Below are 24671 nucleotides of genomic sequence, written 5' to 3' on the forward strand. Positions count from 1 at the left end.
CTCATGGCCGACATTGCAGTCACAAATCTTGCGCCGGATCGCGCCGCTGTCGCCTCGCAATGGCAGCTCATCTGGTGGGCTTTTCGTCGGCACCGGCTTGCCATGGTAGCCCTCGTCGTCACCCTCTTGATGTACATCGTTGCCGTCATTCCGGGCTTCTTCGCCATCAACGATCCGAACCTGCAGAACGCTCGGGCGACCTTCCATCCACCGCAGAGACTGCACCTCATCGATACCGGCGATGGGATTTCCATTGGCCTTCACTACTATCCGCTGAAGCTTACCCGCGATCCGCAAACGCTTGCCGCGATCTATAAGGAGGATAGGACGAAGCGTGTCGACGTCCGGCTGTTCGGGCGCGGCTATGAATATTCCGTGCTCGGCCTTTTCAGCACCAACATCCATCTGCTCGCTTCATCCGAGAAGACCTCGCCCCTTCTTCTGTTCGGAGCGGACAGGCTCGGGCGCGACGTCTTCAGCCGGACGGTTCAAGGGTCTCAGATCTCGCTGTCGATCGGCCTTGTCGGCGTCTTCTTCTCGCTGATGCTCGGCATCGTCCTCGGCGGCATTTCCGGATATTACGGCGGCCGCATCGATTTCTTCACGCAGCGGCTGATCGATTTCGTCCTGTCCCTGCCGACGATCCCGATCTGGCTTGCGATGGCGGCGGCCCTGCCGCAGGGCTGGCCAGCAACGCTTCAGTACATGATGATTACCATCATTCTGTCGCTGACCGGCTGGGCGCAGCTTGCCCGTGTCGTGCGTGGTCGCTTTTTGTCCTTGCGCACCGAGGAATTTGTAGCCGCCGCAAGACTCGATGGTGTTCGCGAAAGGCGCATCATCTTTCGTCACATGCTGCCGAGTTTCGCAAGCCACATCATAGCGTCGATCACGCTTGCCGTGCCGGCGATGATCCTTGCGGAAACCTCCCTCTCCTTCCTGGGCCTTGGCCTGCAGCCGCCGACCATTTCCTGGGGTGTCCTTTTGCGCGAGGCTCAAAACATACGTTCAATCGCTACGGCGCCGTGGCTCTTCATGCCGGGGGCGGCCGTCGTCGTCGCCGTCATGGCGCTCAACCTTCTCGGCGACGGCCTGCGTGATGCGGCCGACCCCTATAACAAATGAGGCCGGCATGACTGACATGGTTCCCATCACCGGCGGCAGACCGCTCCTGCAGGTGAACAACCTGACCGTCGACTTTGCCTTGCGCAACGGCGTCTTTCGCGCAGTTGACGATCTTTCCTTTTCGATCGATCCGGGAAAAACCCTCTGCGTCGTCGGCGAGAGCGGTTCCGGCAAGTCGGTGACGGCGCGTTCCATTCTGCAGATTGTAGACGCGCCCGGCCGCATCGCCGCAGGCTCTATCGTGCTGAACGGCAAAGACGGCCGTCCCGTTGATCTCGTCAGTCTCAGCCCGCGCGGGCGCCAAATCCGCGCCATACGTGGTCGCGATATCGCGATGATCTTCCAGGAACCTATGTCGTCACTGTCGCCGGTGCACACGGTGGGCGACCAGATCATCGAAGCCCTCCGTCTTCACACCAGAATGAGCAAGGCGCAAGCACGCGCCGAAGCGATATCCCTCCTGCAGCAGGTGGAAATTCCCTCCCCGGAAAAAGCGGTCGATCGCTATACCTTCCAATATTCGGGTGGCATGCGCCAGCGCGCCATGATCGCAATGGCACTCGCATGCAAGCCTCAACTGCTCATCGCCGACGAGCCGACCACGGCTCTGGACGTGACCACGCAAGCCGAAATCCTTGACCTGATTGCCCGGCTGCAGAAGGCCTATGGCATGGCGGTGCTCTTCATAACGCACGACATGGGCGTCGTGGCGCAAATCGCCGACGACGTGCTTGTCATGCACAACGGCGTTGCGAAGGAATATGCGCCGGTCGAGCAGATCTTTCATGCGCCGAAAGACAGCTACACCCGAATGCTGATCGGCTCCGTTCTGAAGCTGGAGGCCAAGGCCGAAATCAGGCTGGCGAGGACGCCGCTCGACAAGACGGCAGCGCCCATCCTCGAACTCCGCAACGTCTCAGTGGATTTCGGCGAGGTCAAAGCGCTCGACGACATTTCCATTTCGCTCCTGCCACGCGAGACGCTCGGCATTGTCGGCGAAAGCGGCTCAGGAAAGACAACGATGGGCCGCTCGATCATGCGCCTCATTGATCCGACGGCGGGCGAGATCGTCTATCGCCGTGCCGATGGTGGCATGATCGATCTGGCGACGGCGAAAGGACAGATGCTTGCCATGGCCCGACGCGAACTGCGCATGGTGTTCCAGGATCCTTTCGGCTCTCTCAATCCCCGCATGACTGTCTCTCAAATCATCGGCGAGCCGCTGCTTGTCAACGGCGTCGCGAGCGGGCGGGCGCTCGACGAGCGCGTCTGCCACCTGATGGAACAGGTAGGTCTCGATCCTGCGAGCCGCGAACGCTATCCGCATGCCTTTTCGGGGGGCCAGCGTCAGCGCATCGGAATTGCCCGGGCCATTACGCTCAACCCGCGCGTCATCGTTGCAGACGAAGCGACCTCGGCGCTCGACGTATCCGTCCGCTCCCAGGTGCTCGACCTTTTGATGCGGCTGCAGGATGAACTCGGCCTTGCCTACATCTTCATCAGCCACGACATCGGCGTCATTCGCTACATGTGCGACCGTGTCGGCGTGATGTACAAGGGCCGGCTTGTCGAGGTCGGGGATGCGGACAAGGTCTGCAACACGCCCGAGCACGCCTACACGCAAGCCCTCATCTCCGCCATTCCGCGCCCCGACCCGCGCGATCGCGATCACTCGCGGCGTTTCCGCTACGTCGAACCAGGCAATTTGAAGAACGGGAGTTCTGTGCGATGAAGATCACCGGAATTAGAACCTTTCTCATGCATGCGGGCCAACCTGACCCCTCGAAACGGGCCTTGGACACGCGCTCGCGAGACGACGCGTCCAAAATGCTTCCGGGCACCAGAAACTGGCTGTTCTTGAAGCTCGATACCGACGAGGGCATCACCGGCATCGGTGAATGCTCGGGCTGGCCGCGGGTCATCGAGACGGCAATACACGATCTCGCACCACTCCTTATCGGCGAGGACCCCGCCAATATCGAACGGCTCTGGCAGAAGATGCATATCGCCATGATGGGCCACGGCATGCTGGGAACAGTTGGCGGCGGCGCCATGACCGGCATCGACATGGCACTTTGGGACATTAAGGGAAAAGCCCTCGGCGTGCCGGTCTGGATGCTGCTCGGCGGCAAGGTGCGCGACCGGATCCCGATCTACTCCCATGCAAACACCCCCGAGCGGGCGCTTGCAGCCAAGGAGCGCGGTATCAAGGCGATCAAGTGTGGCGGGGTGGCCGATCCGGTCCGCAAGGTCGCTGCTTTGCGCGAGGCGGTCGGCAACGATATCGACATTGCGATCGATCTGCACGGACCGCCATGGCTGACGCCTGCAGATGCCTGCCGGCTGGTGCGGGCATTGGAGCCTTACGAACTCTTCTGGGTCGAAGATCCGATTGCCCCTGACAACACCGATGGCTATCGGCGTATTCGCGATGCGGCGCACGTGCCTTTGGCGGCCGGCGAGCGTTCGGCGACCATCTTCGGCGAACGGGAACTTATCGAAGAAGAACTGGTCGACGTGATCCAGCCGGATACCGGCCGGGCTGGCGGCATTACGCAGATGAAGAAGATTGCGGCAATGGCCGAGGCGCACCATATCCAGGTGGCACCGCATTCCGGCTCGCTTGGCCCGGTCGCCGAATATGCGGCCCTGCACGTGCTTGCTGCGATCCCCAACGCCCTCATCCTCGAGCGCATCGATGACGACTGGGATGGCCGCCGGCAGACGATCGTACCTCATCCCGAGCAGGTCGACGGATTGATTGCAGTTCCTGATGCGCCGGGGCTCGGCTGCGACATCGATGAGACGTTCGTGGCTCGCTTCCCAAGTGGCGGCAACGTCTCGATACCCGTGCCGGAGGATGCCGGCTCGTACAATCCCGGAACCTACAACGAGCATCTCTATGTGCAGACACGTCTGTCGCGCCGCGCCTATTTCAATCGGTAGAAGGACAACAAGATGAAGATCGACCGCATGCGGGCTTTCATGACCCGCGACAAGGACCGTCCCCGCGTCATCGTCGCCCTCGACACGGATGACGGCCTGACAGGATGGGGCGAATGCTATAACCATGGTCCGGACAAGGCGCTTCCGCCGCTCTTGGATTATCTCTACGCCTTCCTGTCCGGCCAGGATCCGACACGTGTCGACTATCTCGTGAATCTGCTCATCCAGCAAAGCAGATTTCCGCCAGGCGCACTGGGGCTGGCTGCAATCTCCGCCCTCGATCACTGCCTGTGGGACCTTGCCGCCAAAGCCGCAAACGTTCCCGTCTACAAGCTTCTGGGTGGCGAAGTGCGCGATCGCATCAAGGTCTATGCGGGCGTCTATACGGCACCGGATGCGCCGGCGGCCCGCGACGAGTTCGACCGTCTGAACGCTGAATGGGGTTTTACCGCTTTCAAGCTCAGCCCGTGGCGCATCGACATGCACGCCCATCGCTGGGGCAACGTCGTCAAAGCCTCGGCGGACTATTTTCGCACACTGCGGGAAACCGTGCGCGACGACTATGAGATCGCGTTTGATGCGCACGCCAAGATCTTCGAGCCGATTGCAGCCCGCCAGCTCGGCAATGCGCTGGCACCTTATGATCCGCTGTTTTACGAGGAACCGCTTCGTCCGGAAAACATCGAAGCCTGGGGTGACCTCAAGCAGGGGCTCAACTGTGTGCTCGCAACCGGGGAATCGCTTTACAATCGAAATGAATTCCTGCGCCTGCTGCAGGTGAAGGGCGCCGATCTGATACAACCCGACATCTGCGTGGTTGGCGGCATCAGCGAAATGCGGCGGATTGCGTTTCTCGCCGAGGCTTTCTTCGTCGGCGTGGCACCCCACAACCCCATGGGCCCGCTGGCGACCGCGGTCAACGTTCACTTTTCGGCTGCCGCCCAGAACTTCCGCATTCTCGAATACCGATTGCCGAAGGGCCAGGCCTATGTCTATGGCGGCAACGACATAGAAAGGCGGCAGGGCGAGACGCGATATGTCGTCGATCCCTATCTGCCGAAGGACGGCTATCTGGAACTGCGGCCCGATCGGCCGGGCTGGGGCGTGGAGATGGACGAAGGGGCAATGACTGAGGAAGGTTACGTTCATTGGCAACGGCGCGTCCCGAAACGGCCAGACGGCTCCTATGCCTTTGCTTGAGAGCGAGGCGCGTTCCAACAGCCGCCGGCTGACCGCCGCCACCCGGCGGTCAGCCGCCGCCTGCGACATCATTTTCATCACAATCACAATAAAATGCTGGTTCCGCGCTGAACCCTTCGTCAGGGATGCCGTGGAAGGCAAAGGTCACCCCAGGGCATTTATAAGATTTTTATATTGGCGCTCTTCGCCCCGTCTCGAACCTTTATGCGGTTCGGCCGCATATTGACGCCCGAGAGATCGACAAGATCATCTCCACGCCAGAAAGCATGAAAGGTGTCGTTTTTCGAAACGGTGCCACTCGTCTTGTCTGACTCCAAAGGACAACAATAGGAGCCAAGATCGATGATGGACATCATCCTGCTCGGCATCGCGGTAGCATTCTTCGCACTTTGCTTTGCCTATACCAGCGCCTGCGACCGGCTCTGAACGGAGAAACATCATGACGCTCGATTATATCCTAGGCGGTGCGGTGACGGTGTTTCTGACTGTCTATCTCACCTACGCCCTCATTCGCCCCGAGCGCTTCTGACTAGGAAGCAGCCGGGTACTGAAAGTTACTTCCCATGACCCTCAACGGATGGCTTCAGATCCTGCTTTACTGCGGGATCGTCCTCGTGCTCGTCAAACCGCTCGGCGGCTACATGACGCGTGTCTTCAACGGCGAGCGCACGTTCCTCTCGCCGGTCCTCGTTCCGATCGAACGGGGGCTTTATGCCATTGCCGGCACCAGCGAGCGCGAGGAACAGCATTGGACCTCCTATGCTTTTTCAATGCTGCTTTTCAATTTCCTGGGCGTACTCGTGCTTTATGCGTTGATGCGGTTGCAGGCCGGTCTGCCCTATAACCCCGCCGGCATGAGCTCCGTCCCGCCGGACCTGTCGTTCAACACCGCCGTCAGCTTCGTCACCAACACGAACTGGCAGAATTACGGCGGCGAAGGCACAATGTCCTATCTTACGCAGATGGCAGGGTTCACCGTTCAGAACTTCGTGTCGGCGTCAACCGGCATCGCCATCGCCGTCGGTTTGATCCGCGCCTTTGCGCGCGCCTCCGGCAAGGCGATCGGCAATTTCTGGGTCGATATGATCCGCAGCACGCTCTATGTGCTCCTGCCGCTCTGCATCGTACTGACGCTGGTCTATATTTATCTCGGCGTGCCGCAGACGCTCGGCCCGTATGTCGAAGCGACGACGCTTGAGGGCGCTAAACAGACGATCGCTGTTGGTCCCGTCGCCTCGCAGCTCGCAATCAAGATGCTCGGCACCAATGGCGGCGGTTTTTTCAATGCCAATTCCGCGCATCCCTTCGAAAATCCCGATGCCATCTCAAACCTCGTCCAGATGCTCTCGATCTTTGCGATCGGCGCAGCACTGACCAACGTCTTCGGTCGCATGGTCGGCAACCAGCGTCAGGGCTGGGCGATCCTTGCCACCATGGGCATCCTGTTCGTCGTCGGCGTTGGCGTCACCTACTGGGCAGAGGCCGCCGGTAACCCGCTGATGCAGTCCTTCGGACTGGTCGGCGGCAACATGGAAGGCAAGGAAGTCCGCTTCGGCGTCGCCCTGTCCTCGCTCTTTGCAGTTATCACGACCGCCGCTTCCTGCGGCGCGGTCAATGCGATGCATGGCAGCTTCACCGCACTCGGCGGGATGATACCGCTGATCAACATGCAGCTCGGCGAAATCATCGTAGGCGGTGTCGGTGCAGGCTTCTACGGCATCCTGCTCTTCATCATCGTTGCCGTTTTCGTGGCAGGCCTCATGGTCGGCCGCACGCCGGAATATCTCGGCAAGAAGATCGAGGCGAAGGAAATGAAGATGGCTGTCCTTGCCATTCTCTGCCTGCCCTTGGCCATGCTCGTCTTCGCCGCGATTGCCACCGTGCTTCCGTCGGCCGTCGCCTCAGTCGGCACGGCGGGTCCGCACGGCTTCTCGGAAATCCTCTATGCCTATACGTCGGCTGCGGCAAACAACGGTTCGGCTTTCGGTGGCCTGACGGGCAACACCCCCTGGTACAACATCACGCTCGGTATCGGCATGCTGATGGGCCGCTTCCTGGTCATCATTCCGGCACTCGCGATTGCTGGCTCGCTGGTCACCAAGAAGACGGTCCCGGCCTCGGCAGGCACCTTCCCGACCGATGGTCCGCTCTTCGTCGGGCTTCTGAGCGGCACCATCCTGATCGTCGGCGGCCTCACCTTCTTCCCGGCTCTGGCCCTCGGCCCGGTCATCGAGCACCTGATGATGATCACCGGTCAGACCTTCTGAGGTGAAGACATGATCCTTCGCCACAGACTTCGCAAATCCTTCAACTCACGTCCCGGTTTGCCGGGACGTGAGGGCGAGCGGATGGCGCGTGCCTCCAACATCATCCTCGTCATGATGGCCGGCCTCCTCGTCATCCTCGCCGCCCTTAGAATTTTCCATGGCTGACCAGAAAGCCGGTCGCCTCACCTCGTTTCAAGCTGGAGTCTCTTATGAGCCAGGCAAAATCCGCGAGCATCATGGATTCTCGCATCCTCATTCCGGCCGTAGGCGCCGCTTTCAAGAAGCTTAACCCGCGCACGCTTGCCAAGAACCCCGTCATGTTCGTCGTGGCCACGGTTTCCGCCCTCACGACCATCCTCTTTATCGGCGACCTTGTAGGCGGCAGCGCAGACCTGGGCTTCTCATTCCAGATCAATCTCTGGCTCTGGTTCACGGTGCTCTTTGCGAACTTCGCGGAGGCTGTCGCCGAGGGCCGCGGCAAGGCGCAGGCGGACTCACTGCGCAAGGCACGCACCGAAACACAGGCCAAGCTGCTCACGGCCAATAACGGCACCGGCTACCGCATGGTACCCGGCACGAGTCTGAAGGTCGGCGATCTCGTCCTCGTCGAAGCCGGCGATATCATCCCGTCGGACGGAGAAGTCGTCGAAGGTGTGGCCTCGGTCAATGAAGCCGCCATCACGGGCGAATCTGCCCCGGTCATCCGAGAATCGGGCGGCGACCGCTCGGCTGTTACCGGTGGCACGCAGGTGCTTTCCGACTGGATTCGTGTTCGCATCACGGCGGCTGCCGGATCGACCTTCCTTGATCGCATGATCTCGCTCGTCGAAGGTGCGCAACGCCAGAAGACACCGAACGAGATCGCGCTCAATATCCTGCTCGCAGGCATGACGCTGATCTTCGTTCTTGCGACCGCAACGATCCCGAGTTTTGCGATTTATGCGGGCGGCTCGATCCCGATCATCATCCTCGTTGCACTCTTCGTGACATTGATCCCGACGACAATCGGCGCCCTGCTCTCGGCGATCGGAATTGCCGGCATGGACCGCCTCGTTCGCTTCAACGTGCTCGCCATGTCCGGCCGCGCCGTCGAAGCCGCCGGCGACGTGGATACACTGCTGCTCGACAAGACCGGCACGATCACCCTCGGCAACCGTCAGGCAACCGCCTTCCATCCGGTCCGCGGTGTCTCCGAGCAGGAGCTTGCCGACGCAGCCCAGCTCGCTTCTCTTGCCGACGAAACGCCCGAAGGCCGCTCGATCGTCGTGCTTGCCAAGGAGAAATACGCAATTCGCGGCCGCGAGATGGCAAGCCTGAAGGCACATTTCGTACCCTTCACCGCCCAGACCCGCATGAGCGGGGTCGACATCGAGGGCTCATCAATACGCAAGGGCGCTGTCGACGCAGTGCTTGCCTATGTCGGCTCCGGCTCAGCCTCTGTCTCGGGCAACGCTGCCGTAGCCCTGCGCACCAATAGCGATGTGGTGAGGGAGCTGCAGACAATTTCCGACGAGATTGCCAAGGCCGGCGGCACGCCGCTTGCCGTTGCCCGTGACGGCCGTCTGCTTGGCGTCATCCAACTCAAGGATATCGTCAAGGGCGGCATCCGCGAACGCTTCGCCGAATTGCGTCGCATGGGTATCCGCACCGTGATGATCACCGGCGACAATCCGATGACCGCTGCTGCGATCGCCGCAGAAGCCGGCGTTGACGACTTTCTGGCCCAAGCCACGCCAGAGAACAAGCTGACGCTGATCCGCGAGGAACAGGCGAAAGGCAAACTCGTCGCCATGTGCGGCGATGGCACCAACGACGCACCAGCCCTTGCCCAGGCCGACGTCGGTGTCGCGATGAATACCGGCACGGTCGCCGCCCGTGAGGCGGGCAACATGGTCGACCTCGACAGCGATCCGACGAAACTCATCGAGATCGTCGAAATCGGCAAGCAGCTGTTGATGACCCGCGGCGCGCTGACGACCTTTTCGATCGCCAACGATATCGCCAAATACTTCGCCATCATCCCGGCGATGTTCCTGACCTTCTATCCGCAGCTTTCCGCACTGAACGTCATGGGTCTGTCGTCGCCGCAAAGCGCTATCCTGTCGGCAATCATCTTCAACGCGCTGATCATCATCGCGCTGATCCCCTTGTCGCTCAAAGGCGTGCGCTACCGCCCGATTGGTGTCGGCGCCCTGCTTTCCCGCAACCTTTTGATCTATGGTCTTGGCGGCATCGTCGTCCCGTTCATCGGCATCAAGGCGATCGACATGCTGATCACCGCTGTCGGCCTCGCATAAGGAGTACGAGCAATGTTGAAACAACTTCGTCCGGCAATCGTCATGATCGTTGCCACCACGGCCATCACCGGCCTGCTGTACCCACTCGCCATGACGGGCGCCGCGCAAGCACTCTTCCCGGCGCAGGCAAACGGCAGCCTGGTCGAGAAAGACGGCCAGGTGATCGGCTCGACGCTGATCGGCCAGGCCTTTACCAGCGACACGTATTTCCACGGCCGTCCTTCGGCGGCAGGTGACGGCTACAATGCTGCAAGTTCCAGCGGTTCGAACCTCGGCCCGACCAGCCAGAAGCTGATCGACCGCGTGAAGGCCGACTACGAAGCGGCCAAGGCCATCAACCCTGGTGCAGAGGTCCCGATCGATCTCGTGACCGCCTCTGGAAGCGGGCTTGACCCGCATATTTCGCCGGACGCCGCCTACTTCCAGGTGCCGCGCGTCGCCAAGGCTCGCAACATGGACCAGGCCGCGGTGAAAGCCCTGGTGGACAGCGTCATTCAGGCTCCTGAACTCGGCATCCTTGGCGAGCCCACCGTCAATGTTCTGGCATTGAACCAGTCCCTTGATGCTTCTATGACTCAGTGACGGTTGAAGGCCCCCGGAACGCTCGCAGGCGCTCCGGGGCTTGCTGACAGAGAAAGATTGCGCGAATGCCGGACGACAGAAGCGATCAGGCCGCAAGGCCTTCTCCCGACGCGCTTCTCGAGAAAGCGCGCGCCGAAATGCGCGGCCGTCTGAAGATATTTCTTGGCGCCGCCCCTGGCGTCGGCAAGACTTATGAAATGCTGGTTTCCGGACGGGCAAAGCTTGCGGACGGCGTTGACGTTGTCGTCGGGGTGGTTGAGACGCATGGCCGCAAGGAAACGCAGGCGCTGCTCGACGGCTTCCGTATCATTCCGCGGGCGAAGGTCCAGTATAAGGGCCACACCCTGGAGGAGATGGATCTCGACGCCATCCTCGCCCGCAAGCCGGATCTCGTCCTCGTCGATGAGCTCGCCCATACGAACGCAGAAGGCAGCCGCCACCCGAAACGATATCTCGATGTCAAGGAGCTGCTGGACCGCGGCATCGATGTCTATACGACGTTGAATATCCAGCATGTCGAGAGCTTGAACGACGTCGTTTCGCAGATCACCCGTATCCGCGTTCGCGAGACCGTACCGGACTCGGTGATCGACTTGGCTGACGATATCGAGATCATCGATTTGACGCCCGACGACCTGATCAAACGCCTGCACGACGGCAAGGTCTATGTGCCGAAAACGGCCGAACGCGCGCTGAGCAACTATTTCACGCCCGGAAATCTGACGGCACTTCGTGAACTCGCATTGCGCAAGACCGCACAGCGCGTCGACGACCAACTCGTCAGCCATATGCAGGCGCATGCCATCTCCGGTCCCTGGGCTGCCGGCGAGCGTGTGCTGGTTTCGATCGATCAGCATCCGCGATCAGCCTCGCTGGTGCGTTATGCTACGCGCATGGCTTCGCGGCTGCGCGCGCCGTGGTCAGCGGTCTATATCGAAACCAATCAGTCGATCAGTCTGACAGAAGAACAGCGCGATACGATCGCTGCCACGCTGCGGCTCGCCGAGCGGTTAGGCGGCGAGGCTGTTACCCTTCCCGGCAGCGGGGTTGCCGAGGAATTGCTTCGCCACGCAAGCGCCAACAACGTAACACATATTGTGGTTGGATCACCCGTGAAGGCGACATGGCGCCAATGGTTTCAGCACTCGCCGGTCGACGAGCTGATCCGGCGAGCCGGTGGTATCAGCGTTCACGTCATCTCCGGCAACGAGAAGGACGGCAATGCAGGCCGCGGCGTCAAGCCGGCACCCGCATTGCCGGCCTTCAACATCAAGGCCTATCTGCTTGCAACGATCTACGTTGCGGCAGCACTCGCCTTCAGCACGGTGCTCGATCAGGTTCTGGACGTGCGCAACCTTGCTCTCGTCTTCCTGATGGCCGTCCTCACCTCCGCGGTACTCCACGGCTTGCGGCCCGCGCTCTACAGCTGCATTCTGGGCGCACTTGCCTTCAACTTCTTCTTCCTGCCGCCGCGTTTCACCCTGACGATCAGGGATCCTGAAAGCGTGGTCGCCTTCTTCTTCTTCATCGGCGTTGCCGTGATTGCGAGTAATCTCACAGCGACCGTTCAGCGCCAGGCGGCGGCCGCTCGACAGCGTGCGCGCACCACCGAGGACCTTTATCTTTTTTCCCGCAAGCTTGCGAGCACCGGCACGCTCGACGATGTACTCTGGGCAACGGCCTTTCAGATCGCCTCGATGCTTAAGGTGCGGGTCGTCCTGCTCCTGCCCGAAGGCGGAACGATTGCGGTCAAGGCCGGATATCCGCCGGACGATACGCTGGACGATGCCGACATCGCCGCAGCACGCTGGGCCTGGGAACACAACCATGCCGCCGGGCGCGGCGCAGACACGCTTCCCGGCGCGAAGCGCCTTTATGTGCCGCTTAGAACCGGACGTACCGCCGTCGGCGTCATTGGCCTCGACAGCGACCGCCGCGACGGTCCACTCTTTACGCCTGAACAGCAGCGGCTCCTGGATGCGCTTGCCGATCAGGCAGCACTTGCCATCGAGCGTATACAGCTTGTCGCCGATGTCGATCGCGCCAAGCTTGCCGCCGAAGCCGATCGCCTGCGCTCCGCCCTGCTGACGTCGATCTCGCACGATTTGAAGACCCCGCTCGCAGCAATTCTCGGCGCCGCCGGCACGCTGCGTGACTATTTCGGTTCCATGCCGATGGAAGACCGAAACGACCTTCTGGCGACGGTCATCGATGAATCCGAGCGGCTGAACCGGTTCATCGCCAATCTGCTCGACATGACGAAAATCGAATCCGGAGCCATGGAGCCGAACTATGGTCTGCACTATCCCGGCGACATCGCTGGCAGCGCGCTGAGACGGGCCGGCAAGATCCTTGACCGTCACAAGCCTGAGATGATCATTCCGGCTGACCTGCCGATGGTGCGCGTCGATCCGGTGCTCTTCGAACAGGCGCTCTTCAACCTGCTCGACAATGCCGCGAAATATGCGCCTGAAGGTTCGGCGATCCGCATCGAGGGATGGGCCGACGCCGGAGAGGTCGTCATTCAGGTCGCCGACGAAGGCCCAGGCATTCCACCCGCTGACCTGACGCGCATCTTCGACACCTTCTACCGCGTCCGCAAGGGCGATCAGGTGCGCGCCGGAACAGGCCTTGGCCTTTCCATCTGCCGCGGCTTCATAGAAGCGATGGGCGGCACGATCTTCGCCGGAAACCGCAAGGACCGCTCCGGTGCCATCTTTACGATCCGTATGCCAAAACCCAATGACATTCCAAAACTGGACGAACTCAAATGACCGGTTCAGCCGTGAAAATTCTCGTCGTCGACGACGAGCCGCCGATCCGTAAACTGCTTCGTGTCGGGCTCAGCGCGCAGGGCTACGAGGTTCATGAGGCGCCGAATGCCGCCAGCGCCCACCAGGCGGTAAAGGATAGTGAGCCGGATCTCATCGTTCTGGACTTGGGGCTTCCCGACAAGCCTGGCCATGATCTGCTGCGCGAATGGCGCGAGGATGGCCTTTCCATGCCCGTCGTCATCCTCTCCAGCCGCACCGACGAGACAGGCATCGTCAAGGCGCTTGAAACCGGCGCCGACGACTACGTGACGAAACCCTTCGGCATCAACGAGCTCGGGGCCCGCATTCGCGTGGCGCTCCGCCACCGGCTGCAGCAGCAGGGAGAAAAGGCAATCTTCCAGACAGGCGGTCTTTCGATCGACCTCGTCAAGCGGATCGTCAAGGTGGACGACAGGGAGATCAAGCTGTCGCCGAAGGAATACGATATCCTGCGCGTGCTTGCCCAGCATGCCGGCAAGGTGCTGACGCATCAGTTCCTCCTGAAACAGGTCTGGGGGCCGGCTGCCGACGTTCAGTATCTGCGCGTTTACGTCCGTCAACTGCGGCAAAAGGTGGAGCAGATTCCGGACCAGCCGCAATATATCACCACCGAGACCGGGGTCGGCTACCGGCTCAGAGAGCCGGATTGAGTTCCGGCATCTTATCCTGCCAATACGACAACGGGAAAGACATGAACCTCGCAGACATCATCCGGCCGGAGCATACCTTCATCGGCGTCTCCGTGACGACGAAGTGGCGCGCGCTGCAAAATCTCGCCGAAAAGGCCGGCAATGCGTTTGACATTGAGGAAAAGACGACCCTCCAGGCGCTGGAAAGCCGTGAAAACCTCGGCTCGACTGGCATCGGCAACGGCATTGCCGTACCGCATGCGGCGATCGCCGGCATGACGAGCCCGCGCGGCCTTCTGGTGCGCTTCGCCCAGCCGCTGGACTTCGAGGCGATCGACGATCTGCCGACGGATATCGCTTTCTTGCTGCTTTTCGGAGAAAGCAACCGTGGCGAATATCTCAACGTGCTTGCCGCCATCGCGCGACGCCTGCAATCGGAAGGCGTCCTTCAGTCGATGCATAAGGCGAGAAACGTCGATGAGTTCTATTCGAGTTTCATTGGAGATTCACGGCCATGAGCGAGCGCGGCTTGAGTGCCGCGCTTTGCGTTTGTTGATCCGAGCTTAGAAATCGTGTTGCATGCGGCGCGGGCCTGTCATCGATTGCACGGATCGCGATGTTTTCATCGGTGTCATGGCGAGTGGGCCGAAATGGTGCTTTTTCTGTAACGGCACACGATCGGTGACGGTCGGGACGTCCGTTTCAATTTCGCCAGCGGAATGGGATGGGTTTCTAAAAGCACATCAGGAACCGGAAGAACTTTCGTTTCGTTATACGACCAAGTTGATAGAGTTTAAGTAGAACGAAGGAGGTTCCCCATGCCGTCAATACGGATCACCCGATTCCTCGCGGCCGCTGTCTTTGCAAGCAGCGTCGCAATCGGCGCCACTGTCCCGGCTTTCGCCGATCAGACGCTTCTCAACGTGTCTTACGATCCAACGCGTGAATTGTATAAGGATTTCAACGCCGCCTTTGCCGCAAAGTGGGAGAAGGACACCGGCGAGACGGTCACGATCCAGACCTCGCACGGCGGTTCGGGTGCCCAGGCGCGTTCCGTCATCGATGGTCTTGAGGCCGACGTCGTGACCCTCGCACTCGAAGGCGACATCGATGCGATCGCCAGCAAGACCGGCAAGATCCCAGCCGACTGGAAATCCAGATTCCCGAATAATTCGGCGCCCTATACCTCCACGATCGTTTTCCTGGTTCGCAAGGGCAATCCGAAGGGTATCAAGGATTGGGGCGACCTGATCAAGGATGACGTTCAGGTCATTACGCCGAACCCGAAGACTTCGGGCGGCGCGCGCTGGAATTTCCTCGCCGCCTGGGCATGGGCCAAGCAGGCAAACGGCGGTGACGACACCAAAGCGCAGGATTTCGTAACGAAGCTCCTGCAGCACGTTCCAGTTCTCGATACCGGGGCTCGCGGTGCAACGACGACCTTCGTCCAGCGCGGCCTGGGCGATGTTCTGCTTGCCTGGGAAAACGAAGCCTATCTCTCCTTGGAGGAGCTCGGGCCGGACCAGTTCGAGATCGTCACGCCGACCTTGTCCATCCGCGCCGATCCGCCGATTGCGGTCGTCGACGGCAATGTCGATAAGAAGGGCACGCGCAAGGTTGCCGAAGCCTACCTCAACTATCTCTACTCCGACGAAGGCCAGAAGATCGCTGCAAAGCACTTCTACCGCCCGAGCAAGCCGGAGGTCGCCGACAAGGCGGACATTGACCGCTTCCAGAACCTGAAGCTCGCAACCATCGACGACTTTGGCGGCTGGAAGGAAGCACAGCCGAAATTCTTCGGTGATGGCGGCGTATTTGACCAAATCTACAAGCCGGCCCAATAATACCTCGCATGAAAGCACATAGCCCCACGCGGTGGCGGTTCAAACGGCCGAGCGTCATTCCAGGTTTTGGAATGGCGCTCGGCCTTACCTTGACCTGGCTCACCCTTTTGATCCTCATCCCCCTCTCGGGCCTCGCCTGGCGTTCGAGCGAGCTTGGCTGGGACAAGTTTTCGTCCATTGCATTCGATCCGCGCACGCTGAGCGCGCTTCGCATCAGCTTCGGCGCGGCTTTTGCCGCGGCCTGTCTCAACGCCGTTTTCGGCGTCGTCCTTGCGTGGGTGTTGGTGCGGTACCGTTTTCCCGGCAAGCGGGTGATCGACGCTATGGTCGATCTGCCTTTTGCACTGCCGACCGCGGTTGCCGGCATCGCCCTGACGACGCTCTATGCGCCGAACGGCTGGATCGGCCAGTTCCTGACACCGCTTGGCATCAGGATCGCCTTCACACCGGTCGGCATCGTCGTCGCCCTCGTCTTTGTCGGCCTGCCTTTCGTCGTGCGTACCGTGCAGCCGGTGATGGAAGAGATCGACAAGGAGGTGGAAGAAGCTGCCGCAACGCTTGGTGCCAATCGCTTCCAGACGATCTTCCGTGTCCTTCTTCCAGCCCTCGCGCCTGCCGTGTTGACAGGCTTTGCATTGGCCTTTGCACGCGGGGTCGGCGAGTACGGTTCGGTCATCTTCATCGCCGGCAACTTGCCGTTCAAGTCAGAGATCGCGCCGCTTTTGATCGTCATCAAGCTGGAAGAATATAACTACGCGGCCGCGACAGGCATTGCGGCAGTCATGCTGATCATCTCATTCATCATGCTGCTCGTGATCAATCTCATCCAGAGCTGGAGCAGGCGGAGGTACGGGAATGGCATCTGACACGATCCCTCGCTCAACCAAGGTCCGCTCGGTCGTCACCGAAACGAGGTTTGCCCGCTGGACGCTCATCGTCCTGTCGCTGGTCTTCCTGCTCCTTATTCTGCTGCTGCCGCTTGCGGCTGTCTTCGTCGAGGCCTTCCGCAAAGGCGGGAGTGCTTTCTTCGAGGCGCTGCAGGACGCCGAGACTTTCTCGGCGATAAGCCTGACGCTCATCGTCGCCGGTATCAGCGTGCCGTTGAACCTATTTTTCGGCGTCGCGGCCGCATGGGCGATTGCCAAGTTCGAATTCAAGGGCAAGGCCATCCTGACGACCCTGATTGACCTGCCTTTCTCCGTCTCGCCGGTTATTTCCGGCCTCGTCTTCGTGCTGCTTTTCGGTGCCAATACCTATCTCGGAAAATGGCTCGACGCGCACGACATCAAGATCCTCTTCGCAGCGCCCGGACTGATCCTTGCCACAATGTTCGTCACCTTTCCCTTCGTCGCGCGCGAACTGATCCCGTTGATGCAGGAACAGGGAACGGCGGATGAAGAAGCGGCCCTGTCACTGGGTGCCAGCGGCTGGCAGACCTTCTGGCATGTGACGCTGCCCAACATCAAATGGGGCCTGCTTTATGGCGTGCTGCTTTGTAACGCCCGCGCCATGGGCGAGTTCGGCGCCGTCTCAGTCGTCTCCGGTCACATCCGCGGCCAGACGAACACCATGCCGTTGCAGGTGGAAATTCTCTACAACGAGTATAATTTCACCGGCGCTTTTGCCGTTGCAACATTGCTTGCCTTGCTTGCGCTTGTGACCCTTGTTTTGAAGACGCTGCTCGAAATGCGATACAGCGAAGAAATCGCTGCCAGCCGGCGGCACTGAAGGAAATAGAATGGAAGTACGCGTTCAAAACTTGCGCAAGGAATTCGACCGCTTTCCGGCGCTCCATGACATCTCGCTCGATATCCGTTCAGGAGAGCTGATCGCGCTGCTCGGTCCATCCGGCTCCGGCAAGACGACGCTCTTGCGCTTGATTGCCGGCCTCGAAAGCCCGACCGAAGGTCTGATCTACTTCGGCGACGAAGATGCTTCGAAAAAGACCGTGCAGCAGCGCAATATCGGCTTCGTGTTTCAGCACTATGCTCTTTTCCGCTACATGACGGTGCTCGACAATATCGCCTTCGGGCTGAAGGTGCGCGATGCAGCGCGCCGCCCCACAAAGTCCGAGATCCGCAGCCGCGCGCTGGAACTGCTGGATCTCGTGCAGCTTTCCGGTCTGGAAAAGCGCTATCCGGCCCAGCTCTCGGGCGGTCAGCGCCAGCGCGTCGCGCTCGCGCGCGCGCTTGCGGTAGAGCCGAACGTACTGCTTCTCGACGAGCCTTTTGGTGCGCTCGACGCCCAAGTGCGAAAGGACTTGCGCAAATGGCTTCGTGAGATTCATGACCGCACCGGTCACACCACGGTTTTCGTCACGCATGACCAGGACGAAGCGATGGAACTTGCCGACCGCGTCGTCGTCATGAGCCAAGGCGCGATCGAGCAGGTCGGCACACCGGACCAGGTCTACGACAATCCGAATTCGCCCTTCGTCTTCGGTTTCGTGGGCCAGTCGAATTGTCTGGATGTGCGCGTTGCCGGGGGCGAACTTTGGTTCGAAGACCGTCCCCTTGGCTTGAAGGCGGACAATGAGAGGGACGGCAGCGCGCAGCTCTATTTCCGACCGCACGACATCGAACTGCGCGACGGCTGCGGTGGATGCATCGCCGGTCTGCTCGTCTCCAGCCGCCGCGTTGCCGGTACGCGCCATATCGAGGTCAACATCGGCAAGGATCACCCGTCGATCGAGCTCGAATTGCCGCCCGAGCAAGCTGACAGCCTTGACCGCAACCGCATCGCCTTCCGCCCCAAACGCTGGAAGCTGTTCAGGAACGCCTAACGATCCTTGCCCACTCCAAAAGGGGGAGAATGGCCAAAACCCGAACGTTCAAATGTATTGCCATGCCCCTCTCCAATATATTGCCGGCGGCTTCAATGAGAGCCGCCGCACTTATATATTGCGCATTTCCTAATTTAGCGGAATATAGATCAACCGTACGCGGCGAAACGTTTCGGCAACCATGTGTCAGATGGAGGGGTTCATGTCTCTCGCGATCAACGATACCGCACCGGATTTCCAGGCAGAAACGACCGAAGGCAAGATTGGGTTTCACGACTGGATCGGCAATTCCTGGGCTGTCCTGTTTTCGCATCCCAAGGATTTCACGCCGGTTTGCACCACTGAACTGGGCTACATGGCCAGGATCAAACCCGAATTCGACAAGCGTGGCGTGAAGATCATCGGCCTGTCGGTCGATCCTGTCGATCGCCATGCCGGTTGGGCAAGCGACATCCAGGAAACGCAGGGCGCTGCACCGAATTTCCCGATGATTGCCGATACCGATTACAACGTATCGAAGCTTTATGGCATGCTCCCCGCAGCAGTCTCCGGCGATCCGACAAAGCGAACGCCGGCCGACAACCAGACGGTGCGCAACGTCTTCGTCATTGGCCCCGACAAAAAGATCAAGCTGATCCTCGTCTATCCGATGACGACCGGCCGCAATTTCGATGAAGTGCTGCGTGTAATCGACTCGCTGCAGCTGACCGCCAAGCACAGGGTCGCCACACCGGCGAATTGGAAACAGGGTGAGGATGTCATCATCGCCGGTTCGGTAAGCGACGACGAGGCCAGGACGATCTATCCGAACGGATGGACCGCACCGAAGCCCTACATCCGGATCGTCCCGCAGCCAGAGGCATAGGTGCGACATCCGGTGGAGCGATCTGCAAAAGGGAGGTGCCGATGATCTTCCGCCAGCTCTTCGACAGTGTCTCCGGCACCTACACCTATCTCATCGCCAGCCGAAAGGGAGGCGAGGCGCTCATTATCGATCCAGTGCTCGAGAAGGTCGACCGCTATCTCAAGCTGGTAGAGGAGCTCGACCTCAAGCTGGTCAAGGCCGTGGATACTCATCTGCACGCTGACCACATTACCGGGCTGGGTGCGCTGCGCGACCGGACCCATTGCGTGACAGTGATGGGCGAGCAGACGCTTGCCGATGTCGTCTCCATGCGCGTCACGGAAGGCGACCGCGTGGCGATTGAGGGACTGAGCCTCGACGTCCTTTACACACCGGGCCATACGGACGATTCCTATTCATTCCTCATGAATGGCCGCGTTTTTACGGGCGACACGCTGCTCATTCGCGGCACCGGGCGTACCGATTTCCAGAACGGCAATCCGCTCCAGCAATATGACTCCATCTTCAACAAGCTCCTCAAACTGCCTGACGAGACCCTGGTCTATCCGGCGCACGATTATAAGGGCGACACCGTTTCCACCATCGGCGAGGAGAAGCGCTTCAATCCACGCCTGAAGGTCAGATCAGCCGACGAGTACGCCGACCTCATGAATAACCTGAAGCTTCCAAATCCGAAGATGATGGATGTGGCCGTGCCTGCAAATATCCATATCGGCCTGCATCAGGACGAGATTGCACGCAAGGGCTGGGCCGTCTCGGCGGCAGAGGTCTTGGCGCTGAGCGGGCGTCCCGACATTGCAATCGTCGATCTGCGTGAGAAGGGAGAACGGGAAAAACATGGAACAATTCCTGGCTCCTTGCATGCGCCCTATCCGGACTTGCAGGAAAACGTCAGCACCGGCGGGATGTTGCATGAACTGGCAGAGGCGACCGGCAAGCGCATCGTGTTCTACTGCGCTTTCGGCGAGCGATCAGCAATGGCCGTCCAGGCAGCCCAGGATGCCGGCTTGGCCAGCGCCTGCCACATCGAAGGCGGCATCGATGCCTGGAAGAAGGCGAACGGGCCGGTGATCCGATAACCTACCTGAGGCATTCGTGGGCCGCCACGGCGATCGGTCGAGGCGGAAAAGATACGTCAGCCAGCCCTATTTCCCTCGCCGTCGAATAGATGCAGATGCTGCGCCGGAAAGGATACGCTGACTTCGGGCCCGGCCGTCAGCGCTTCGCGATCCAGCGTGAAGACCTTGAAAGGCAGGCCATGCAGCGACAGATGCAGGATGATGCCGAAGCCGGTCGGTTCGACGAGCTCGACCTCGGCACGCATTCCGCCTTGATCCGACATGACCACATGCTCCGGGCGGATGCCGAGCGTGACTTTCGCGCCGCTCGAAAGGGCAAGCGGCGCCGACAGCCGAACAAGCGTCCCGTCCTTCAGCCTGACCCCGCCCGCCTCGCATGTCGCATCCAAGAAATTCATGCCGGGAGAACCGATGAAGCCCGCGACGAAAAGATTGGCGGGCCGATCGTAAAGCTCGAGGGGGCTGCCGACCTGCTGCACCACGCCGCCATGCATGGCGACGATCCGGTCGGCGAGCGTCATTGCCTCGATCTGGTCGTGCGTCACATAGATTGAGGTCGCCTTCAGGTCGGCATGCAGTTTCTTGATCTCAGCACGCATCTGTTCGCGAAGACGTGCGTCGAGGTTCGAGAGCGGTTCGTCGAAAAGGAAGGCCTTGGGCTGGCGAACGATGGCCCGACCCATGGCGACACGCTGCCGCTGCCCGCCCGAAAGTGCCTTTGGCCGCCGTTCAAGCAGCGGATCGAGGCCGAGCTTGGAGGCGGCATTTGCAACGGCGCTCGCAATCTTTTCCTTCGCCGTCTTCCTGAGCCTTAGGCTGTAACTCATGTTGCCGGCGACGTTCATATGGGGATAAAGCGCGTAGGACTGGAACACCATGGCGATGTCCCGGTCTTTCGGATGCAACTCATTGACCCGGTTCCCGGCAATGCGGATTTCGCCGCCAGTGACCTCTTCGAGCCCCGCGATCATGCGCAGCAGGGTCGACTTGCCGCAGCCCGACGGGCCTACGAGGACGACGAATTCACCATCCTTGATCTTGAGATCAACGTCATGCAGCACCTGGACGTGGCCGTAGGCCTTCTTGATGTTCTGGATATCGATCGATGCCATGTGACTAACCCTTGACCGCGCCGGCCGTCAGGCCCTGGACGAGATAACGCTGAATGAGCAGGAAGAAGAGGCCGGCTGGAACGAGTGCCATGACACCCGCCGCCATCATCTGCCCGAAATCCACGGAGAATTTCGAAACGAATGTAAGAAGGCCGACCGGAAAGGTTGCCGCGTCATTGCCGTTGATAAGCATCAGCGCGAAGAGCAGTTCGCTCCAGGCCGCGGTAAAGACGAACCCGAGGGTTGCCGCGATCCCCGGCAACGTCAGCGGCAAGATGATCTGCCGGAAGGCCGTGAACAGCGTCGCTCCGTCGATCATCGCAGCCTCCTCGAGATCCTTTGGAATGCCATCGAAAAAAGATTGCATCAGGAACGTCGCGAAGGGCACGTTGAAGGCGGTATAGACGACGACGAGGCCGGTCAGACTGTTCGTCAAGTGCAGCGGCGAGAGTATCTTGAAGATCGGTGCGACGAGCATGACCAGCGGGAACATCTGCGTCAAAAGCATCAGCGCAACGATCCAGTATTTCGCGCGGAAATTGAAGCGCGACAGCGCATAACCGGAAAGCGACGCGCAGATCGTCACCGCCACCGCCGTCGAGGCCGACACGATGAGGCTGTTCTTGAAGAAGGTTGGAAAGGCACTGTGCTGAAGCACAAAGGAATAATGTTCCCATGTCGTACGCGACGGCCACATGCGCACGCCCTCGCTATAAAGCAGGTCGTTCGGGGTGACCGAGACCTTCAGAAGCCAGAAAAGCGGAAAGAGCGCGAAACCGATATAGCAGAGGATTGCCAGCCGATGGGCGGTGGTCGCAACGGTGGATCGTCTCATCTATTCAATCCTTCAGCAGGGTCTGCCGCAGCAGGATGATCAGCATGGAATAGGCAAGCAGCAGTGCGAGCAGAACCAGTGCGATCGCCGAGGCATAACCGAAATCGAGCCGTCTGAACGCCTGGGTGAAGATATAGCTGGCGACGATCTGCGTCCGGTCCGCCGGCCCGCCGCCAGTCATGACGACAATGAGATCAGCAAAGTTCGATACCCAGACGGTGCGGAGCAAGACGGTGATGGCAATCGTCGGTGCAAGGAAGGGAAGCGTGATCGAACGGAAGCGCTGGACCCAGCCGGCGCCATCGATCGATGCGGCTTCGTAAAGATCGCGAGGAATTGCCTGAAGCGCTGCGAGCAGCGTGATCGCGAAGAACGGGATGCCCCACCAGACATTGGCGATGATCGGTCCCCACATCGCATATTGCGGATCAGAAAGAATGTTGCCAGGCGCGCCGGTCAGCCCGAGGCCGAAGAGCCAGTGCGGAATGGGCCCGATCACCGGATTGAAAAGCCAGGCCCAATTGAGGCCCGCAAGGAAGGACGGAACCGCCCAGGGCAGAAAGACGAGTGCCTGCACGATGCCCCTGCCCCAGAACGGCTTATCGAGCAAAAGCGCCAGGATGAGCCCGAAGATGAACTGCAAGATCACCGAAGCGCCCGTCCACCATAGCGTATTGCGAAGCGCGCCGTAAAAGGCCGCATCTTTCGAAAGGGCGCGGAAGTGCTCAAGCCCGATGAAACCGCCGGAAAATGGGTTCAGAAGCTGGATATCGCGAAAGGCGTAGGAAATGCCCACCGCCAGCGGCGCCAACATAACCGCGATGATGAGGATCAGCGACGGTGCGCTGTAGAGATAGGGCTCCGAGGCATCTGCAAGACGCTTCAGCCACGGCCTGCGATCGTGGCGCCTGTTCAACGTGTCGGCGATCATAGTCATCGGCCAAATTCCGGTTCGCGGCGCTGATGGCGCCGTCTGTCTCGTCGGGAAGAATCGGCGGCGGATCGCTCCGCCGCCCCTGGCTCCTACTTTTTGGCCAGGAACTTCTGCTGCGCCTTGGTCAAGTAGTCGGCCCACTGATCGGCCAGCTCCTTCGGCGTAATGTCGCCAAGAAGTGCCTGCTGCGAGGTCTTGATCGCCAGCGAATCCTTGAAGAAGGCGAATTCTTCGAGGTAGGTCGGCATGACGGTCGGAACCGTGTTCGGGTCAGCCAGTTCCTCGAACCAGCCCCTGAACTGGTCGCCGGCATAGAAGGGATCCTTCTCGGCCGCAGTATAGGCCGGCAGAGCGCCGATCTTCTTGTTCCACTCGATGTTGCCTTCCGGACCTTCAAGCGTTGCAATCAACTTCCAGGAAAGGTCCTTGTTCTGGCTCGTCGTGAACATCGACCATCCCGCATAGCCGATCGTGGGGAAGGATTTGCCGTCCGGCCCCTTCGGCAGCGGGATGACGCCGAAGTCTTCCTTCTTCATGCGCTCGGCAATGGCAATCAGAGCATCCGGATCCTGGTCGAGAAAGGCGCAGGTGCCGGAATAAAAGCCGGCAACGACCTCATTAAAGCCCCAGTTCACACTGTCCTTCGGCGCATAGCCCTTCTTGTAGAGGTCGACCATCCACTCGATGCCCTTTGTCCAGCCGGGGCTGTTCATGGTCGAAGTGCCGTCTTCGTTGAAGTACTTGTTGTCGCCTGCCATGGAGGCTGCAAAGATCATCCAGCCATTCAAGCCGCCCGGGCCGCCGCGCATGCAGTAGCCGTATTTTCCGGAGATCTTGGAGACCGCTTCGGAGGCCTTGGAAAATTCGTCCATCGTCTTCGGCGGTTCGGCAACGCCTGCTTCCTGTAGCAACTTCTTATTGTAGAACATGGCACGCAGATAGAAGCCGTAAGGCAGCATATAGGCCGTATCCTTGACATCGCGCCCGAGTTCAAGCGCGCGCGGCGTCAGCTCCTTGGTGTGCTCCCACTTTTCCAGATAGGGTTCAAGACTTTCAAGCATGCCGTTGTTGCCGTAGAGCGAAAGCCAGGTGTCCGGCATTTCCATCACGTCCGGCGTATCGCCCGCCGACACCATTGTCGCGAACTTCTGGAAGGCTTCGTTCCACGGTAGCGAGATGATTTCGACCTTGGTGCCCGGGTTTTCGGCCTCGAACTTACCGACGATCGATTTGAGGGTCTCGGTGCGCTCCGGGCTGGTGATGACTTCGACGAGTTTCAGCGTCGTATCGGCAAAGGCCGTGCCTGCCATCATCGCTGCGAAGAGCGTTGCGGTTATCAGTCTCTTCATGCTCATTCCCCC

At 60.2% G+C, this 24671-nt stretch carries 22 protein-coding genes; 18 read left to right on the plus strand and 4 right to left on the minus strand.

The window, feature by feature from the left end; all coding sequences use genetic code 11:
- Positions 1-3 precede the first annotated feature (3 nt).
- The 18 genes from ISN39_RS27985 (at position 4) to ISN39_RS28070 (ending at position 20429) form a co-directional block, all read left to right on the plus strand.
- Positions 4-1125 (plus strand): ABC transporter permease, encoded by a 1122-nt coding sequence (locus ISN39_RS27985; protein WP_194731297.1) that lies wholly within the window; start codon positions 4-6, stop codon positions 1123-1125.
- A 7-nt stretch (positions 1126-1132) separates the two neighbouring features.
- Entirely contained in the window at positions 1133-2857 is a 1725-nt protein-coding gene (locus tag ISN39_RS27990; protein ID WP_194731298.1) for an ABC transporter ATP-binding protein, read from the plus strand.
- A complete protein-coding gene (locus tag ISN39_RS27995) occupies positions 2854-4071 on the plus strand; it encodes a mandelate racemase/muconate lactonizing enzyme family protein (RefSeq protein ID WP_194731299.1) in 1218 nt (405 codons plus the stop codon). Before ISN39_RS27990 ends, ISN39_RS27995 begins: the two co-directional genes overlap by 4 nt.
- 12 nt (positions 4072-4083) lie before the next feature.
- The gene (locus ISN39_RS28000) at positions 4084-5271 is read left to right on the plus strand and encodes a galactarate dehydratase (protein WP_074071707.1); all 1188 of its coding nucleotides are present in this window, start codon (positions 4084-4086) and stop codon (positions 5269-5271) included.
- 439 nt (positions 5272-5710) lie between these two features.
- The gene (locus tag ISN39_RS28005) at positions 5711-5800 is read left to right on the plus strand and encodes a K(+)-transporting ATPase subunit F (protein WP_022717970.1); all 90 of its coding nucleotides are present in this window, start codon (positions 5711-5713) and stop codon (positions 5798-5800) included.
- 34 nt (positions 5801-5834) lie between these two features.
- Positions 5835-7538 (plus strand): potassium-transporting ATPase subunit KdpA, encoded by a 1704-nt coding sequence (gene kdpA / locus ISN39_RS28010; RefSeq protein WP_194731300.1) that lies wholly within the window; start codon positions 5835-5837, stop codon positions 7536-7538.
- A gap of 9 nt (positions 7539-7547) precedes the next feature.
- Positions 7548-7703, plus strand: coding sequence for a hypothetical protein (locus ISN39_RS28015; protein WP_194731301.1), 156 nt, complete (start codon positions 7548-7550; stop codon positions 7701-7703).
- Positions 7704-7747: 44 nt separating this feature from the next.
- Entirely contained in the window at positions 7748-9835 is a 2088-nt protein-coding gene (gene kdpB, locus ISN39_RS28020) for a potassium-transporting ATPase subunit KdpB (protein ID WP_194731302.1), read from the plus strand.
- Between the two features lie 12 nt (positions 9836-9847).
- Complete coding sequence (kdpC, locus tag ISN39_RS28025) at positions 9848-10417, plus strand: potassium-transporting ATPase subunit KdpC (RefSeq protein ID WP_194731303.1); 570 nt, start codon at positions 9848-9850, stop codon at positions 10415-10417.
- Between the two features lie 65 nt (positions 10418-10482).
- Positions 10483-13191, plus strand: a complete 2709-nt coding sequence (locus tag ISN39_RS28030) for a sensor histidine kinase KdpD (protein ID WP_194731304.1) — start codon at positions 10483-10485, stop codon at positions 13189-13191.
- The gene (locus ISN39_RS28035) at positions 13188-13880 is read left to right on the plus strand and encodes a response regulator transcription factor (protein ID WP_194731305.1); all 693 of its coding nucleotides are present in this window, start codon (positions 13188-13190) and stop codon (positions 13878-13880) included. Before ISN39_RS28030 ends, ISN39_RS28035 begins: the two co-directional genes overlap by 4 nt.
- 41 nt (positions 13881-13921) lie before the next feature.
- Entirely contained in the window at positions 13922-14377 is a 456-nt protein-coding gene (locus tag ISN39_RS28040) for a PTS sugar transporter subunit IIA (RefSeq protein ID WP_194731306.1), read from the plus strand.
- Between the two features lie 300 nt (positions 14378-14677).
- Positions 14678-15703 carry a sulfate ABC transporter substrate-binding protein gene (locus ISN39_RS28045; RefSeq protein ID WP_074071700.1) on the plus strand — a complete coding sequence of 342 codons (1026 nt, stop codon included), beginning with the start codon at positions 14678-14680 and terminating at the stop codon, positions 15701-15703.
- An 8-nt stretch (positions 15704-15711) separates the two neighbouring features.
- Positions 15712-16569, plus strand: coding sequence for a sulfate ABC transporter permease subunit CysT (gene cysT / locus ISN39_RS28050; RefSeq protein WP_194731307.1), 858 nt, complete (start codon positions 15712-15714; stop codon positions 16567-16569).
- Complete coding sequence (gene cysW / locus ISN39_RS28055; protein WP_194731308.1) at positions 16559-17431, plus strand: sulfate ABC transporter permease subunit CysW; 873 nt, start codon at positions 16559-16561, stop codon at positions 17429-17431. Before cysT ends, cysW begins: the two co-directional genes overlap by 11 nt.
- 10 nt (positions 17432-17441) lie before the next feature.
- The gene (locus ISN39_RS28060) at positions 17442-18485 is read left to right on the plus strand and encodes a sulfate/molybdate ABC transporter ATP-binding protein (protein ID WP_040115317.1); all 1044 of its coding nucleotides are present in this window, start codon (positions 17442-17444) and stop codon (positions 18483-18485) included.
- A 202-nt stretch (positions 18486-18687) separates the two neighbouring features.
- Positions 18688-19350 (plus strand): peroxiredoxin, encoded by a 663-nt coding sequence (locus ISN39_RS28065; RefSeq protein ID WP_194731309.1) that lies wholly within the window; start codon positions 18688-18690, stop codon positions 19348-19350.
- Positions 19351-19391: 41 nt separating this feature from the next.
- Complete coding sequence (locus ISN39_RS28070) at positions 19392-20429, plus strand: MBL fold metallo-hydrolase (protein WP_194731310.1); 1038 nt, start codon at positions 19392-19394, stop codon at positions 20427-20429.
- Between the two features lie 56 nt (positions 20430-20485).
- Here ISN39_RS28070 and ugpC read toward each other — a convergent pair whose 3' ends face one another.
- From ugpC to ISN39_RS28090, 4 genes are all read right to left on the minus strand, one after another.
- On the minus strand, positions 20486-21541 hold the full coding sequence (gene ugpC, locus ISN39_RS28075; protein WP_194731311.1) for a sn-glycerol-3-phosphate ABC transporter ATP-binding protein UgpC: 1056 nt from the start codon (positions 21539-21541) through the stop codon (positions 20486-20488).
- A 4-nt stretch (positions 21542-21545) separates the two neighbouring features.
- Positions 21546-22376, minus strand: coding sequence for a carbohydrate ABC transporter permease (locus tag ISN39_RS28080; RefSeq protein ID WP_194731312.1), 831 nt, complete (start codon positions 22374-22376; stop codon positions 21546-21548).
- Positions 22377-22380: 4 nt separating this feature from the next.
- Positions 22381-23313 (minus strand): sugar ABC transporter permease, encoded by a 933-nt coding sequence (locus ISN39_RS28085; protein WP_194731313.1) that lies wholly within the window; start codon positions 23311-23313, stop codon positions 22381-22383.
- A gap of 86 nt (positions 23314-23399) precedes the next feature.
- A complete protein-coding gene (locus ISN39_RS28090) occupies positions 23400-24659 on the minus strand; it encodes a sugar ABC transporter substrate-binding protein (protein WP_040116535.1) in 1260 nt (419 codons plus the stop codon).
- Between the last annotated feature and the right edge of the window lie 12 nt (positions 24660-24671).

Origin of the sequence: Rhizobium sp. 007 (assembly GCF_015353075.1) — a bacterium.
Lineage (GTDB): Bacteria > Pseudomonadota > Alphaproteobacteria > Rhizobiales > Rhizobiaceae > Rhizobium.

What these genes read in the sequence shown, in the direction of transcription:
- ISN39_RS27990 (WP_194731298.1), top strand. Translation starts at nt 1,133, where the DNA reads ATGACTGACATGGTTCCCATCACCGGCGGCAGACCGCTCCTGCAGGTG.
- cysW (WP_194731308.1), top strand. Translation starts at nt 16,559, where the DNA reads ATGGCATCTGACACGATCCCTCGCTCAACCAAGGTCCGCTCGGTCGTC.
- ISN39_RS28085 (WP_194731313.1), bottom strand. Translation starts at nt 23,313, where the DNA reads ATGACTATGATCGCCGACACGTTGAACAGGCGCCACGATCGCAGGCCG.
- ISN39_RS28035 (WP_194731305.1), top strand. Translation starts at nt 13,188, where the DNA reads ATGACCGGTTCAGCCGTGAAAATTCTCGTCGTCGACGACGAGCCGCCG.
- ISN39_RS28000 (WP_074071707.1), top strand. Translation starts at nt 4,084, where the DNA reads ATGAAGATCGACCGCATGCGGGCTTTCATGACCCGCGACAAGGACCGT.
- ISN39_RS28060 (WP_040115317.1), top strand. Translation starts at nt 17,442, where the DNA reads ATGGAAGTACGCGTTCAAAACTTGCGCAAGGAATTCGACCGCTTTCCG.
- ISN39_RS28040 (WP_194731306.1), top strand. Translation starts at nt 13,922, where the DNA reads ATGAACCTCGCAGACATCATCCGGCCGGAGCATACCTTCATCGGCGTC.
- ISN39_RS27985 (WP_194731297.1), top strand. Translation starts at nt 4, where the DNA reads ATGGCCGACATTGCAGTCACAAATCTTGCGCCGGATCGCGCCGCTGTC.
- kdpB (WP_194731302.1), top strand. Translation starts at nt 7,748, where the DNA reads ATGAGCCAGGCAAAATCCGCGAGCATCATGGATTCTCGCATCCTCATT.
- kdpC (WP_194731303.1), top strand. Translation starts at nt 9,848, where the DNA reads ATGTTGAAACAACTTCGTCCGGCAATCGTCATGATCGTTGCCACCACG.
- ugpC (WP_194731311.1), bottom strand. Translation starts at nt 21,541, where the DNA reads ATGGCATCGATCGATATCCAGAACATCAAGAAGGCCTACGGCCACGTC.
- ISN39_RS28070 (WP_194731310.1), top strand. Translation starts at nt 19,392, where the DNA reads ATGATCTTCCGCCAGCTCTTCGACAGTGTCTCCGGCACCTACACCTAT.
- ISN39_RS28090 (WP_040116535.1), bottom strand. Translation starts at nt 24,659, where the DNA reads ATGAAGAGACTGATAACCGCAACGCTCTTCGCAGCGATGATGGCAGGC.
- cysT (WP_194731307.1), top strand. Translation starts at nt 15,712, where the DNA reads ATGAAAGCACATAGCCCCACGCGGTGGCGGTTCAAACGGCCGAGCGTC.
- kdpA (WP_194731300.1), top strand. Translation starts at nt 5,835, where the DNA reads ATGACCCTCAACGGATGGCTTCAGATCCTGCTTTACTGCGGGATCGTC.
- ISN39_RS28080 (WP_194731312.1), bottom strand. Translation starts at nt 22,376, where the DNA reads ATGAGACGATCCACCGTTGCGACCACCGCCCATCGGCTGGCAATCCTC.
- ISN39_RS28015 (WP_194731301.1), top strand. Translation starts at nt 7,548, where the DNA reads ATGATCCTTCGCCACAGACTTCGCAAATCCTTCAACTCACGTCCCGGT.
- ISN39_RS28005 (WP_022717970.1), top strand. Translation starts at nt 5,711, where the DNA reads ATGACGCTCGATTATATCCTAGGCGGTGCGGTGACGGTGTTTCTGACT.
- ISN39_RS28065 (WP_194731309.1), top strand. Translation starts at nt 18,688, where the DNA reads ATGTCTCTCGCGATCAACGATACCGCACCGGATTTCCAGGCAGAAACG.
- ISN39_RS28045 (WP_074071700.1), top strand. Translation starts at nt 14,678, where the DNA reads ATGCCGTCAATACGGATCACCCGATTCCTCGCGGCCGCTGTCTTTGCA.
- ISN39_RS27995 (WP_194731299.1), top strand. Translation starts at nt 2,854, where the DNA reads ATGAAGATCACCGGAATTAGAACCTTTCTCATGCATGCGGGCCAACCT.
- ISN39_RS28030 (WP_194731304.1), top strand. Translation starts at nt 10,483, where the DNA reads ATGCCGGACGACAGAAGCGATCAGGCCGCAAGGCCTTCTCCCGACGCG.